The organism is Streptomyces sp. H27-C3, assembly GCF_030063415.1.
GTDB lineage: Bacteria > Actinomycetota > Actinomycetes > Streptomycetales > Streptomycetaceae > Streptomyces.
The window spans coordinates 13120-28301 of the sequence record NZ_JASITA010000054.1 but is presented as its reverse complement, the minus strand read 5'-3'; the positions used below and the strand labels follow the sequence as shown (position 1 = coordinate 28301).

The window sequence follows — 15182 nt, the reverse complement described above, 5'->3', positions numbered from 1 at the left end:
TCGCGGGCGAAGATCAGGGATCGCAGAGGGGACGCATGTCGGAGGCGGAGAAGTCCAAGGACACCGAGGGACGTCTTCTCGCTGGGCGGTACCGGCTCGGCGAGGTGCTCGGCCGGGGCGGCATGGGCACGGTCTGGCGCGCCGTCGACGAAACGCTGGGCCGCACGGTCGCGGTGAAGGAGCTTCGCTTCCCCACCAGCATCGACGACGAGGAGAAGCGACGGCTCATCACGCGCACCCTGCGTGAGGCCAAAGCGATCGCCCGGATCCGTAACAACGGCGCGGTGACCGTCTACGACGTGGTCGACGAGGACGACCGCCCGTGGATCGTCATGGAGCTGATCGAGGGCAAGTCGCTGGCCGACGCCGTGCGCGAGGACGGGTTGCTGACGCCGCATCGCGCCGCCGAGGTCGGCCTGGCCATCCTCGACGTACTGCGCGCCGCGCACCACGTGGGCATCCTGCACCGCGATGTGAAGCCGTCCAACGTCCTGATCTCCGACGAGGGCCGGGTCGTGCTCACCGACTTCGGCATCGCCCAGGTCGAGGGCGACCCGTCGGTCACCTCGACGGGCATGCTCGTCGGCGCCCCCTCGTACATCTCGCCCGAGCGGGCCCGAGGTCACAAGCCGGGCCCCGCGGCCGACCTGTGGTCGCTCGGCGGCCTGCTGTACGCGGCGGTCGAAGGCCTGCCGCCGTACGACAAGGGGTCGGCCATCGCGACCCTGACGGCCGTGATGACCGAGCCGCTCGACCCGCCGAAGAACGCGGGAGAGCTGGAAGAGGTCATCTACGGCCTGCTGGCCAAGGACCCCGCGCAGCGGCTCGACGAGCCCGCCGCGCGTGCGCTGCTCAATGACGTGATTCACCGGCCCGAGACACCGGCCGAGCCGTCGCTGGAGGCGACGCGGGTGGGGGCGCTGCCGCCCGTGCCCGAGGCCGCTCCGCGGGCCAGGAGCGCCGAGGGCGGCGCGGCCGACCGGATGCGCGGCGCGCTGAGGTCCGCACGCAACGCGGCAGCGGCGGCCCAGGCCGCCAGGTCCGAGCAACGGCCGCAGCAGGCACAGGCATCGGCGTACTCCCAGTCGCCGGCCGCGGCCGGGCCGAAGCCGCCGCGTGCCTCGCTCACCGATGTGGTGCCCCGTCGCACGCTGGTCATCATCGTGGTGTTCGCCGCGCTCGCCGTCGTCGGCACGCTGCTGGGTGTCGCGCTGGGCGGTGGCGACGACGGCGGCGACGAGAACAAGCCCAAGGTCGCCGCGTCCGCCTCCAGCGGCGCCACGGCCGACGAGGGCAAGAAGAACGACGGCAAGAACGACAAGCAGGGCCAGAGTCAGGGCCAGGGCACGGGGCAGAGCGACGACCCGGACAAGGGTAAGGACTCGGGCAAGGACGACGGCAAGGACTCCGGCGGGGCGTCGAAGGACGATCCGTCGAAGGACGGCGCGCTGCCCGCCGGGTACAAGACGGTCACCGACAGCCGGTTCCACTTCGTCATGGCGATGCCCGAAGGCTTCAAGCGCAACAAAATAGCTGGTCAGAACTCCGGCGGCATATACAACAAGGACGGCGGATTCCCGCGGGTCCAGGTCGACTTCAACGGCAGCCCGCAGGACGACGCCCGCGCCGCCTGGGAGGCCGCCAGGCTCGGTGTCGCCGCGAGCAGCAGCAACTACAAGCACCTCGGCATAAGGCCCGTCGACTACAACGGGTATCCCACCACCGCCGACTGGGAGTTCGAGCGGGAGCAGCAGGGACAGCAGGTGCACGTGCTGAACCGCGGCTTCAAGGTGGACGCCGGGCACGGCTACTCGATCATGGTCAGCTGCAAGGCGAGCGAATGGAACGGCGACGAGTGCCGGACTCTGCGCAAGACCGCGTTCGACACGTTCAAGCCCAAGGACTGACGGGCAGAACGGCAGGGGTGGGCGACCCGGTTGCGGTGACCGGCCGCGCGACCGGGTCCTGCCACGTATCGTGAGAACTCGTGGACCGTACGCAGCCGCAATGGGCGGTAGTTGTACGGAAACCGACCAGAAATGATGGGTTGGTGCGGTCCTGGGCCGGGGGACAGCGCGCTCTGGGGAGGCGTCGTGGACGACTATGCGGGACGGGTACTTGCCGACCGCTACCGCCTCCCCCTGCCTCCGTCCGACGAGTACGACCTGGTGGAGACGCGGGCCTTCGACACGTACAGCGGACAGGAAGTCCTGGTCCGCCAGGTGCCGTTACCAGAAGTAGTGGACGCGGAATTCCTCGACGGCGAGGACGGCGGGACGGCGGCGCAGCGACGCGCCGCCGGGCGGACGACCCGTCGGCCCACCGATCCCGCGGTGCGACGCGCGATCGAAGCGGCCCAGGCCGCCGCGCAGATCCCCGACCACCCCAGGCTCGACCAGGTCTTCGACGTGTTCGCCGAGGGCGGTTCGCTGTGGGTGGTGAGTGAGCTGGTCGCGGCGCGCCCGCTGGCGGCGCTGCTCGCGGAGAAGCCGCTGAGCCCGTACCGGGCGGCCGAGATCGGCTCCGACGTGCTCACCGCGCTGCGGGTGCTGCACGCGCACGGCTGGACCCACCGCAACATCACCACGCGCACGGTGCTCGTCTGCGACGACGGCCGTGTCGTGCTGACGGGGCTGGCGGCGGGGGCCGCGGAGGAGGCGCTCTGCGGTTACGCGCCGGTGCCGGTGTCACCCGACGCGGAGGACGACGACGAGGCCGACGGCGGCGGCAGTTGGGGCGGGCCCGGTCCGGGCGGTGCCCCCGGCCCCGGTGACGACCCGGAAGTCGCCGAACCCACCGGGTACGAAGAGCCGGCGGCCACCGGTTCGGCGCCCCCGGTGCCGGACACCGGGGGCGACGGCCCGTACGGCGGCATTCCGTCCGGAGTCCGTGCCGCGCCGCCGTTGGGCGCGGGTGCCGCCGCGGATGTGCGGGCGGCGCGTGCCGGGGCCATAGCGGCGTATCGCGCCGGTGCGCGCGCGGCGGCCCGGGTCAGCGAGGAGCGGCGCCCGGCCGACACCGGGCCCTTCTCCGTGCGACGCCCCGCGCCACGACCGGTCGGCGGACCCCGGGCGATCAGCCCGTACGGGGATCCCGACTCGGAGCGCAGGCCTTATGGGGACGCGGCGGGTGGGCGCACGGCCCATGGCGACGACCACGGCGCGCGGCGCTCGCCCCACGGCGACCGCGGCTCGGAGCTCACACCGTACGGGGGCCCGGGGGGGCAGCGCACGCCCTACGGTGACCCGGGGGGTGAGCGCACGCCCTACGGTGACTTCATGCCGGTGACCGAGCCCGGGACCGGCGGTGATCCTGACGCCCGGTCCGACTTCGGGTCCGACTTCGGTTCCGGATACGGTCGCGGCCCCGTGTCTGGTCGCGATGCCGACGCCGACTTCGGTCGCGCTTCCGGCCCCGGGTCCGGTCGCGCTTCCGGCCCCGGTCCTGGCCGCGATGCCGATGCGGATGCCGGCCCAGGGTTCGGTCGTGGTGCCGGTTCCTGGCCTGGTCGCGACTCGGGCTTCGGGTACGAATCAGGCTCAGGCTTCGGGTTCGACTCCGGTGCCCGTCCCGGCCGTGGCCCCGCTTCCGTTCCTGACGCGGAGCCCGACGCCGGTCCCTCCGTGGACCCGGATGCCGGTCCGGATGCCGATGTCGACGGTGATCGGGATCCCGGCTATGGCTATGGCTCCGAAGCCGACCCCCATTCAGGCTCAGGCCCTGACTCCGGCTCCGCCCTGCCGCCGCGCCGGTCGGAGCTGGCCGGTACCTGGCAGGACGCGCCCGAGCCCGGGCGAGCTGGCGCGACCGGCGCCACCGGGACCTTCGGACCCGGCGCGGCCCATACGACCGGGCCCCCCCGCGGATCCGGTGCCGCCCGCACCGGCGAGACGTTGCACGGATCCGGAGCCGCCCCGATCGGGGCCCCGCGCCGATCCGGGGACGTGGGCGGGGCAGGGCTCGGCCGGGAGGCCGACGCCGGGCGTTCCGAGGGCAGCTGGCACGGGGCCGTGCCGCGTGTCGGGGCCGCCGGGGACGGGCTGCGCGCCGACGGCCTGCGCCACCAGGCCCCGGCCCCCGCTCCGCAGACCGCACCCGCCGCCACCGGGCGGTGGGACGAGTACGTCGCGGGCGGCCGGCTCCCGGCGTACCGCGGCCCCGCCACCCCGCTCGCCGCCGAGCGCGCCCGGCAGGCCCGTATCTCCCTGGTCGGCGCCGTCACCGAGCGCTGGGCGCCCGAGCAGGCGGGATCCGTCCACGGGAACTGGCAGTTGGCGCCGCCCATCGGTCCGTCGACGGACCTCTGGGCCCTGGGCGCGCTGCTTTTCCGTACGGTGCAGGGCCACGCCCCGTACCCGGAGGAGAGCGCCATAGAGCTGGTGCAGCTCGTCTGCGCCGAGCCGCCCGCCTTCGCCGAGGAGTGCGGTCCGCTGCGCCCCGTTGTCGAGTCGCTGCTCCGCCAGGACCCCACCGAGCGCCCGGACTTCGAGGAGCTGCGCGGCTGGCTGCGCTCGCTCGTGCGCTCGGCGCCCGAGCCCGAGGCCGGCACGGCCGTGGTGCCGCTGCCCGCTGTCGACAGCACCCGGCTGCCCGTCGTACGCCGCCGGGGCGAGCTCGTACGCAGGCGCCGGCCCGGTTCGGCCGCCGACCTCAACCACGGGCGCCACCGCCACAAGAAGTCCAAGCAGGTCAAGCCGGCCAAGCTGACGAAGCCGGACGGGCCCACCAGGCTGTCCAAGAAGGAGAGCAGGCAGGACCTCAGGCAGGAGAGCCGCCAGGAGAGCAGGGCGCAGGCCCCGCCGAGAGCCGCGCGGCCACCCAGGGAACCGCGGATCAAGGAGCCGCGGATCCAGAAGAAGCAGCGCGGCGGCGCCGGTTCGCTCGGCCGCACGCTGCTCGTGGTGATCCTCCTCGGCCTGGTCGCCGCGCTCGTGTACGCGATGGTCTTCATGCCCAAGTCCGGCGAGAAGGACCCGCGGAGTGCGGGCAAGGACGACGGCCGGCGCACCGCCGCGCCCAATACCCCGGGCGCGTCCGGCGGGACGGCATCGGCGCCGCCGCCCGCCACGCCCCCGAAGAAGACCCCCACCGAGCAGCAGCCGCAGACCTCCGTCCCCGCCGGTGACGTCGCCGCGGGTTACGCGCTGCGCATGGACGCCGAGGGATTCCAGATAGCCGTCGACAAGGACTGGCGGCGTCGCCCGGTCAACGACGCGGGCCAAGTCCGCTATCAGGGAGGCGACTTCGAGCTCCTGATCGTCCCCGGCCGGGACTCCGTCAAGGACAGCGGCAGCGACCCGATGGACTACCAGCTCAAGGATGAGCGGGAGCTGCAGGCCGTCCGCGACTCCTCCTGGGCGACGTCGAGCGGGCTGCGCCGCATCGAGGTGGGCCGGCAGTCCATGGCCGAGGGCCAGTTCACCTGGAAGGACAGCAGCGGCCGCGATGTGTACGTACGCAACCTCGCGATGATCGTCGAGGGCCGCTACCACGTCGTCCAGGTGATCGGCCCCGAGGCCCAGCGCGACGAGATCACCAAGATCTACGAACAGGCCTCGGAGACCTACCGGGTGACGGGCTGAGAGGCGGCCACCGGCTCGCGGCCGGCCGGAGGATCGGGCCGTCGTGCCCAATCGTGAGCATCCCGAGGTTCCATGACCGTATTCCGCTCCGTAATCTGGCAGCCGTAGACACGGGGCGGGCAGGGACGTGGATCACTCACAGGGCGTAGCGGCGGGCCTGCTTCTCGCGGGACGCTACCGGCTGGGCGAGAGCATCGGCAGCGGTGGCATGGGACGCGTGTGGCGCGCCCACGACGAGGTGCTGCACAGAACCGTCGCCGTGAAGGAGTTGACGGCCGGTCTGTATGTGGCGGAGGCGGACCGGGTGATCCTGCACGCCCGCGCCCAGAAGGAGGCGCGGGCCGCGGCCCGTATCAACCACCCCGGCGTCGTCACCGTCCACGATGTGCTGGAGCACGACAACCGCCCGTGGATCGTCATGGAGTACGTCGACGGGCCCTCGCTCGCCGACGCGGCCAAGGAGAGCGGCCCCATGGCACCGGCCGAGGCCGCCCGCGTCGGCCTGCATGTACTCGGCGCCCTGCGCGCCGCGCACGCCGCCGGTGTGCTGCACCGGGACGTCAAGCCCGGCAACGTGCTTCTGGCGAAGGACGGCCGCGTACTGCTCACGGACTTCGGGATCGCGGCGATCGAGGGCGACGCGACGATCACCAGGACCGGGGAACTCATCGGCTCCATCGACTATCTGGCCCCCGAGCGGGTACGCGGCGGCGACCCCGGCCCCGCCTCCGACCTGTGGGCGCTGGGCGCGACGCTCTACACGGCGGTGGAGGAACGATCGCCCTTCCGGCGTACGTCGCCCATCAGCACCCTTCAGGCGGTGGTCGCCGAAGAGCCACTGCCCACCCGGCACGCGGGCGCCCTCGGCCCGGTAATCACCGCGCTGCTGCGCAAGGAGCCGGAGGACCGGCCCTCGGTGGCGGAGGCGGAGCGGATGCTCCTCGACGCGATGGAGGGGCGCGAGCCCAGGGCGGCGCAGGCGTACGTACCGACGCAGCGGGTGACGCAGGGGGACCTGCGGGAGACGAACACGGCGAAATCGCCACCCGTCCTCCCACCCGTTGCCACCACGCCCTTCGCACCCGTGCCAGCCGCCGCCCCCGCGGGCCGGTTCGGCGGCTGGCGCACCGCGGTGGTGGCCGTGCTGGCTGCCGCGCTGGTCGGCGGCGGGGCCGCGTTCGGCGTCGTGAAGTACGCGGACGGGGAACAGGCCTCGGACGCCGCCGGAGGTGCGGGCTCCGTGGCGCCGGAGGCGGATCCCGACCCGGACGCCGTACCGAAGGGCTGGCAGCGCGTCCAGGACCCCGCGGGCTTCAGCCTGCTCGTACCGAACGGCTGGAAGCGCCAGATGGACGGCACCGAGATCGACTACACACCGGACAACGGCGCTCACCGGATTCGGATCAGCATCGACCACTCGCCCGACTTCGAGAACCCGTACATGCACATGCTGGCGCTGGAGAAGACCCTCAAGGCCCAGCTGCCGAAGTACCGGCGGGTGGCGCTGCACACCAACCACTTCAGGGACGGGGTCGCCGGGCTCTGGGAGTTCGGCTGGACGGCGTTCAAGGAGCACCCGGGGGAGCGGCGCGCCATCGACCAGATGTACTTCGCGGACAACGGCCGCACGGAGTACGCGATCTACATGTCGGGCCCCGAGAAGGACTGGGCGACGACGCGCGAGCAATTCGACACCGTGCTGCGTGGCTGGCGCCCGCCGGCCGGGCAGGACGACTGATGACGGATGGCTGAGGACGCATGACTGCTGACGGCTACACGCGGGTGATCGCGGGGCGTTACCGGTTGGGGCGCAGGCTCGGCCGGGGCGGCATGGGCACCGTCTGGCAGGCGACCGACGAATTGCTCGGCCGCCAGGTCGCCGTCAAGGAGCTGCACCTCGACGGGGACGCGAGCGGCGTTCCGGGCGTCGACGCGCAGCAGCGGCGTGAGCGGGCGCTGCGCGAGGCCCGCGCGGTCGCCCAGCTGGTGCACCCCCATGTGATCGTCGTGCACGACGTCGTGGCCGACGTGAACGACAGCCGCCCGTACATCATCATGGAGTTGATCGAGGGCGGCTCGCTCGCCGACCGCATCGCGCGGAGCGGCCCGGTGGACGCCGCGGAGGCGGCCAGGATCGGGCTCGCGCTGCTCAGTGCGCTGAGCGCGGCCCATGAGCGCGGGGTGCTGCACCGGGACCTCAAGCCCGCCAATGTCCTGCTGGAGTCGGACACCGGCCGCATCGTGCTGACCGACTTCGGCGTCGCACGGTTCTCCGGCGCCACCACGCTCACCGACGCCGGGACCTTCGTCGGCTCTCCCGAGTACACGGCGCCCGAGCGGATGGAGGGCATGCCCGCGGGCTCCGCGTCCGACCTGTGGTCGCTCGGCGTGTTGCTGTGCGTGGCGATGTCGGGTGAATCCCCTTTCTACCGGGACTCGTTGAGCGGCATCCTCTGTGCCGTCGTGCACGACGAGATCCGGCCGCCCGCCGCCGTGGGACCACTCATGCCCGTCGTGCAGGGCCTGCTGCGGCGCGACCCGGCGCGCAGGATCGGCGCGCAGGAGGCCGCGGCGCTGCTGCTCGCCCACCTCGCGACCGGCATCGCGCCCACCGTGTCGGCGACCTACCGCCCCTCCTCCTGGCTGCAGGAACCGGTCGCCCCGTCCCGGCCACGTGCCGGGCGCATCCGGGGCGCCCTGGTGGCGGGCATCCTCGTCGTCGCGATGGCGGGCGCGGTCACGGCGACACTGCTGCTCGATGACGACGACGCGGGCGGGAGCGGCGGCGGCAACGGACCCACCGGCGGGCGGACGACCATCGCGCCCACCCGCACGGTCACTTCGCCCCCGGTGACGCCCCCCGACGGCGTCCCCCCGGCCACGCCCCGTGACGACAGCTCACCGGCCCCGACCGTCACCGTCACCCGCACATCCCCGGTCGGCTACCGCTCGGTGACCGACCGCCAGGGCTTCAGCATCGCCGTCCCCGAAGGTTTCACGCGCTCCACCGACGACCGGCGGGTCTTCTACATCTCACCGGACGGCGCCCTGCGCATCGGCATCCGCCGACAGCCCCCGGCCCCGGGCGGCCCGCTCGTCGAGATGCGCCGCTCGGCCGAAGCGGGCCCCGACAGCAACCCCGGCTACCGCGACGGCAAGGTCACCCCGACCACCCACAACGGCCTCACCGCCGCGCTGTGGGAGTTCACCTGGAACGGCTTCGAGGCGGGCGACGAGTCCCGGCACACGTACGACATCTGCTGGAACGAGGACGGCCGGATGTACGACGTGTGGGTGTCGGCGCCGGTCAGCCGCCAGGACGAGGCGAAGAGGCATTTCGACACGGCGCTGGATTCCTTCACGCGCGGTTGATGCGGGGCGCGGCCGCGGACGGTCCGCCGCCCTCAAGGCCGCCCAGCGCGCCAAGAAGGTCACTGTGAAGGTGACGGTCCGCCGCGCCGTCCACACCGACGGAGCGGCCACCAGCGCGGCGACCGCGAAGATCGTCGGCTGAGCGGCGCACCCACACGTCAACACGCCGTACCGACAGCAGAACGGGGCCGGTCCCACCGGACATCCGGTGGGACCGGCCCCGTTCCCCGTGCGGTCCCTAGAATGTGCGCATGATGAACGATGGGGGACGGGCGAACGAGCCCACCAGCTATGGGCTCCGCCCGCCTACCCCGCCCCAAGTACCGCCGCAGAGCAGCGGCTACGGGCCCGCGCGGGCCGGGTCGACACAAGCCGTGCACGCACCGGCAGGGCGCGCCGATCCTGACGTGGGGCGGCTGATCGGCGGGCGTTATCGGCTCGTCTCGCGGCTGGGGCACGGCGGGATGGGCACGGTCTGGCGGGCGCACGACGAGGTCGTGGACCGGGATGTGGCGGTCAAGGAGCCTCGGGTGCCCGACCACTTGGGCGAGCGGGAGCGGCAGAACGTCTATCTGCGCATGCAGCGCGAGGCGCGGGCCGCCGCTCGGGTCGATCATCCCTCCGTGGTGACGATGCACGATGTGGTCGTCGAGGGCGAGAAGCCGTGGATCGTGATGGAGCTGGTGGCGGGGCAGTCGCTCGGCGACCGGTTGCAGGAGGGCACGCTCGATGTGCGCGAGGCCGCGCGTATCGGGGCCGATGTGCTCGGCGCGCTCGCCGCCGCGCACGAGGCGGGGGTGCTGCACCGTGATGTGAAGCCCGACAACGTGCTGCTCGGCCGGGGTGGCCGGGTGGTGCTGACCGACTTCGGTATCGCGCAGGTCGAGGGCGAGCAGGGGCTCACCGAGACCGGCGCCTTCGTCGGGTCGCCCGAGTACATCGCCCCCGAGCGGGTGCTCGGCCGGCGGCCGGGTTCGGAGTCCGACCTGTGGTCGCTGGGAGTAGTGCTGTACGCCGCCGTCGAGGGCATGTCGCCGTACCGCCGCTCGAACACCCCCGCCACGCTCCAGGCCGTGCTGTCCGCCGAGCCGCAGATGCCGGCCCGTGGTTCGGGCGCGTTCGGGACGCTGGTGATGCAGCTGCTGCGCAAGGACCCGGCCATGCGGCCGGGCAGCGCGGAGATCCGGAAGACGCTGGAGTCCGTGGCGCGCCCGCCGCAGGCCGCGCTGGACGCGACGCGGATGTGGCAGCGGAACGGCACGACGGGCGGCAGTGGCTGGGTGCCGCCGATTCTGCGGAGCAGCCGTACGGCACGGTTCGGTCTTGGCGGTGGGCTGCTGGCCGCGGCCCTCGCGCTGGTGCTGATCATCGCCAACCCCTTCGGCGGCGACGAGCTCCCGGAAAGCTGGAAGGTCCGTACGGAGACCGAGCTGCTCGCGGCCGACATCGCCGTGCCCGAGGACTACCGGCGGGTGCAGAGCGACACCACCGACGACTTCAGCGTCACGTACTACGACCCGAGCGGGGTATTCACCGTCTACCTGGCGCGCGTACCCGGCTCCAAGGATCTCGGCGACGTCGGCAAGGAAGCCGAGGAGTGGGTTTCGTACTACCGCGCGGGCGGCGAGAGCGAGACCACCATCCAGGACGTCAAGAGCACCGCGAAGCCCGCGAAGCAGCAGGGCAAGGAGGCCCGGGACGTGGTGACCAGTTACCGGGACTACAGCGCCGACGAGGACGACCTCTACAAGCGCTACCAGGAGCGCTACTACGTCAACGGCAAGAAGTCGGCCTATTGGCGGCTCCAGGTCTCCATGCCCGACCGGGGCGCGGCAGCCAAGGACGGCGAGCAGCTCTTCGACACCATAGTGAAGCATCTGGAAATTCAGGATCTGTGACTCCGACGAAGGGGTCGGGGCGGTGACGAGCCCCTGATCAGGGGTTATCTGCCAGTGAATACTGGCGTGGTGGTGAGGGGCCGGTGAAAAGCCATTACCGACGGGTACCAAAAGTCTGTGGAGGGGCTTAGTGTCGCCCTCATGACGGACTCGCAGGCTCCCGGCACCGCCCTCGGCACCAACCCCGTAGCCGCCGCCCCGGCAGGCGCGCGCACCGCGGCCGACGTGGTCACCCCCGAGGTGGTCGCGCAGCTCACCCGTGACGTGGTCGGCTCCGGTCGTACGGCCAACCACACGCCGTTCACCGGGGAGAAGCTGGCGGACCTGCCCGAGTCCACCCCCGAGGACGTCGCGCTCGCCTTCGAGCGGGCGCGCGCCGCGCAGCCGCTCTGGGCCGCAGTCCCGGTCCGCCAACGCGCCGCCGTCCTGCTGCGCTTCCACGACCTCGTCCTGGAGCGGCAGGCCGAGGTGCTCGACCTCATCCAGCTGGAGACCGGTAAGGCGCGCCTGCACGCGCACGAAGAGGTCCAGGCCGTCGCCATCGCCGCCCGCCACTACGGCCGCAAGGCCGCCGACTACCTGAAGGCGAAGCGGCACACCGGCGCCGTCCCGACGCTCACCAAGGTCACCGAGCTGCGCCAGCCGCGCGGCGTCATCGGCCAGATCGCGCCGTGGAACTACCCGCTGGAGCTGTCGGTCGGCGACGCGTTGCCCGCCTTCGTCTCCGGCAACGCCGTGGTGATGAAGCCCGACACCGAGACCGCGCTGACCGCCCTGTGGGCCCGTGACCTGCTGGTCGAGGCCGGTCTGCCCGCCGAGGTCTTCCAAGTCGTCCTCGGTGAGGGCCCGGTCGTCGGACCCGAGGTCGTCAAGCACGCCGACTATGTCTCCTTCACCGGCTCCACCCGCACCGGCCGCGAGGTCGCGCAGGGCGCCGCAGCCCGCCTCGTCGGGGTCTCCCTCGAACTCGGCGGCAAGAACGCCATGCTGGTGCTCTCCGACGCCGATGTGGAGAAGGCGGCGGCCGGCGCCGTCCGCGCCTGCTTCTCCTCCGCCGGACAGCTGTGCATCTCCATCGAGCGGCTGTACGTCCACGAGTCGATCGCCGACGACTTCGTGCAGCGCTTCGCCACCCGCACGAAGGCGATGCGCCTCGGTACCTCCCTCGCGTACGGCGCCGACATGGGCTCCCTCGTCGGTGAGCGCCAACTGGAGAACGTGCAGCGCCATGTCGACGAGGCCGTCGCCAAGGGCGCCACGCTCGTCGCGGGCGGCGTCGCCCGTCCCGACATCGGCCCGCTCTTCTACGAGCCGACCATCCTCGACGGCGTCGAGGCACCGATGGCCGTGTGCTCCGAGGAGACCTTCGGCCCGGTCGTCTCCATCTACCGCTTCACCGACGAGGACGATGTCATCGGCCTCGCCAACGCCACGTCGTACGGCCTGAATTCGAGCGTCTGGACCAAGAGCGCCAAGCGCGGCCACGAGGTCGCTGCCCGACTGCGCACCGGCACGGTCAACATCAACGAGGGGTACGCCCCGGCGTACGGCAGCGTCCAGTCACCGATGGGCGGCATGAAGGAGTCCGGCCTCGGCCGGAGGCACGGGTCCGAGGGCATCCTCAAGTACACCGAGGCGCAGACCGTCGCCCACCAGCGGCTGATGCCGATGGCGCCGTCCTTCGGCATGGACGACGAGCAGTACGCCGCGTTCATGACGACCAGCCTGCGTGTCCTCAAGGCGCTGCGCTTCCGCTAGCCCCTGCCCCCCTGACAGCCCCCACCCCCTGTTCCCTCCCGTCCTCCCGTCCCCGGACACAATTTTTGATGAGGAGCGCCAATGTCGCAGGAGAGCTCTGTCCGCAGCCAGGACGCCGAGGACATCGATGGCACCGAGGACACCGATGCCATCGATGGCGCCGACGATTCCCGCTACGACTACGACGTCATCGTGGTCGGCTCGGGCTTCGGCGGGGCCGTCTCCGCGCTGCGCCTGACGGAGAAGGGCTACCGGGTCGGCGTCCTGGAGGCGGGCCGCCGTTTCACCCGTGAGTCCCTGCCCAAGAGCTCCTGGGACATCAGGAATTACCTGTGGGCCCCCGCACTCGGCCTCTTCGGGATCCAGCGCGTGCACCTGCTCGGGAATGTCATGGTCCTGGCAGGCGCGGGGGTGGGAGGCGGGTCCCTCAACTACGCCAACACGCTGTACGTACCCCCCGCTCCCTTCTTCGAGGACCAGCAGTGGGCGGGCATCACCGACTGGCAGGACGAACTGGCGCCGTACTACGACCAGGCCAAGCGCATGCTGGGCGTGCGCCTGAACCCGACGATGACGCCGTCGGACGTGCACCTGAAGGCGACCGCGCAGGCCATGGGGGTCGGCGACACCTTCCACATGGCCCCCGTCGGGGTCTTCTTCGGCGACGGGGCGGACGCCGCCGGTGATTCAACGGCCAAGCCCGGCAGTGAGGTTCCCGACCCGTACTTCGGCGGCGCGGGCCCGTCCCGCAAGGCCTGCACCGAGTGCGGCGAGTGCATGACGGGTTGCCGTCGCGGCGCGAAGAACACCCTCAACGAGAACTACCTCTACCTCGCGGAGAAGGCGGGCGCCGTCATCCACCCGATGACGTCCGTCGTCGGCCTCTCCGAGCACCCGGACGGCGGCTACCGTGTCGCCACCGTCCCCACCGAGGCCCGCCGCACATTCAGGCCCCGCACCCTGCGCGCCCGCCGGATCGTCGTCGCCGCGGGCACCTATGGCACCCAGACCCTGCTGCACGCCATGAAGGACCGCGGCGAACTGCCCCGCGTCTCGGCGAAGCTCGGTGAGCTGACCCGTACGAACTCCGAGGCGCTCGTCGGCTCACAGACCACTGACCGCCGCTACCGCAAGAAGCACGGCGGCGACAAGGCCGACTTCACTCGGGGCGTCGCCATCACGTCCTCGATCCACCCCGACGCCAACACCCATATCGAGCCGGTCCGTTATGGCAAGGGCTCCAACGCGATGGGGGTGATGTCCATCCTCCAGGTGCCGTACGCCGAGAAATTCCCGCGCGCGCTGGGCTGGCTCGGCAACGTCGCCAGGCACCCGGTGCTGACCGCCCGATCGCTCTCCAACCACCACTGGTCGGAGCGGACCATCATCGGCCTCGTCATGCAGTCCCTGGACAACTCCCTGACGACGTACCGCAAGCCGGGCGGCGTCGGAAAGGGCCTGCTCACCGCCCGGCAGGGCCACGGCGCTCCCAACCCGAAGCAGATACCGGCCGCGACGCGCGCCGCGTCGCTCCTCGCGGACGAGATCAACGGCTTCGCCGGCAGCAACGTCGGCGAGCTCATGGGCACCCCGCTGACCGCGCACTTCCTGGGCGGCTGCGCGATCGGCGCCTCGCCGCAGGAGGGTGTCATAGACCCCTACCACCGGCTGTACGGGTACCCGGGCATCTCGGTGGTCGACGGTTCGGCGGTGTCCGCGAACCTGGGGGTGAACCCGTCGCTGACGATCACCGCGCAGGCGGAGCGGGCCATGTCCTACTGGCCCAACAAGGGCGACGCGGAGGTGCGGCCTGCGCAGGACGCGGCGTACGTACGACTGTCGGCGGTCGAGCCGAGGTCGCCGGTGGTGCCGTCGGAGGCGTTCGGCGCGCTCAAGCTGCCCTTCCTGGCGGTCCCGGCGCTCCCGCCGAAGAAGCAGGAGCAGGAGCTCCAGAAGTGACCCCGGGAAGTGACCCGGGCAGGCAAAAGGGGCTGCGCTCCCCTCCGAGTGCAGCCCCTCTGACCGGCTTCTTGGTACACACGTGAGACCTGTGACTGGCTCAAAGGGTTGTCCGGAAACCCGCGAATTTTTCGTGTGGCATACGTCACTCCGTTTGCGGGGGTTTTGGGGAGGCGTGGGGGTGAAGCGCGGTCGCGGAGCAGCGCTGGGGCGAGCGCGGGGGCAGAGCGAAGGGCCCCGCGGTGGAGATGCGCGGGGCCCCTGGCCGTCAGCACCGACGTCAGGGCTGCGTCGGTGCCGAGGAGCGGCGCCGGGGGGTAGCGCCGCTGGTTCGGTGTTTGGTGCGTGGTTCTCGAAAGCTCGGTGCCTGGTGCCTGGTGCCTGGTGCTTGAACGCTCGGTGCGTGGTGGTGCGGGTCGGGCTTCGATGCGCCGGGTGGCCGCCCCGGCGCACTAGGGGCGCGCAGGTGGTGTCGACCCCTGGCAACAACCGTGCGAAGTACCGGTGCCCGTCTTTGCGTCGTGCTGGATCGGCCGTGGCGTGCGCAACCGTTTCGCCTACATTCCGGGAGACTCACGGGACACAGTCGGGGGGGGGGGGGGGGGGGCGGGCG

At 71.9% G+C, this 15182-nt stretch carries 7 protein-coding genes; all 7 read left to right on the top strand.

From position 1 onward, the window contains the following. Positions 1–35 precede the first annotated feature (35 nt). The 7 genes from QMK30_RS34445 (at position 36) to QMK30_RS34415 (ending at position 14569) form a co-directional block, all read left to right on the top strand. The gene (locus QMK30_RS34445) at positions 36–1907 is read left to right on the top strand and encodes a serine/threonine-protein kinase (RefSeq protein ID WP_283522280.1); all 1872 of its coding nucleotides are present in this window, start codon (positions 36–38) and stop codon (positions 1905–1907) included. Positions 1908–2093: 186 nt separating this feature from the next. Further along, a complete protein-coding gene (locus tag QMK30_RS34440; RefSeq protein WP_283522279.1) occupies positions 2094–5582 on the top strand; it encodes a serine/threonine kinase C-terminal domain-containing protein in 3489 nt (1162 codons plus the stop codon). Between the two features lie 127 nt (positions 5583–5709). Further along, entirely contained in the window at positions 5710–7320 is a 1611-nt protein-coding gene (locus QMK30_RS34435) for a serine/threonine-protein kinase (RefSeq protein WP_283522278.1), read from the top strand. Between the two features lie 20 nt (positions 7321–7340). Continuing rightward, positions 7341–8954, top strand: a complete 1614-nt coding sequence (locus QMK30_RS34430) for a serine/threonine-protein kinase (RefSeq protein WP_283522277.1) — start codon at positions 7341–7343, stop codon at positions 8952–8954. A 251-nt stretch (positions 8955–9205) separates the two neighbouring features. Next, the gene (locus tag QMK30_RS34425; RefSeq protein ID WP_283522276.1) at positions 9206–10852 is read left to right on the top strand and encodes a serine/threonine-protein kinase; all 1647 of its coding nucleotides are present in this window, start codon (positions 9206–9208) and stop codon (positions 10850–10852) included. A gap of 141 nt (positions 10853–10993) precedes the next feature. Further along, positions 10994–12610 carry a succinic semialdehyde dehydrogenase gene (locus QMK30_RS34420; RefSeq protein ID WP_283522275.1) on the top strand — a complete coding sequence of 539 codons (1617 nt, stop codon included), beginning with the start codon at positions 10994–10996 and terminating at the stop codon, positions 12608–12610. Positions 12611–12691: 81 nt separating this feature from the next. Then, positions 12692–14569, top strand: coding sequence for a GMC oxidoreductase (locus QMK30_RS34415; protein ID WP_283522274.1), 1878 nt, complete (start codon positions 12692–12694; stop codon positions 14567–14569). The last annotated feature ends 613 nt before the right edge of the window (positions 14570–15182 follow it).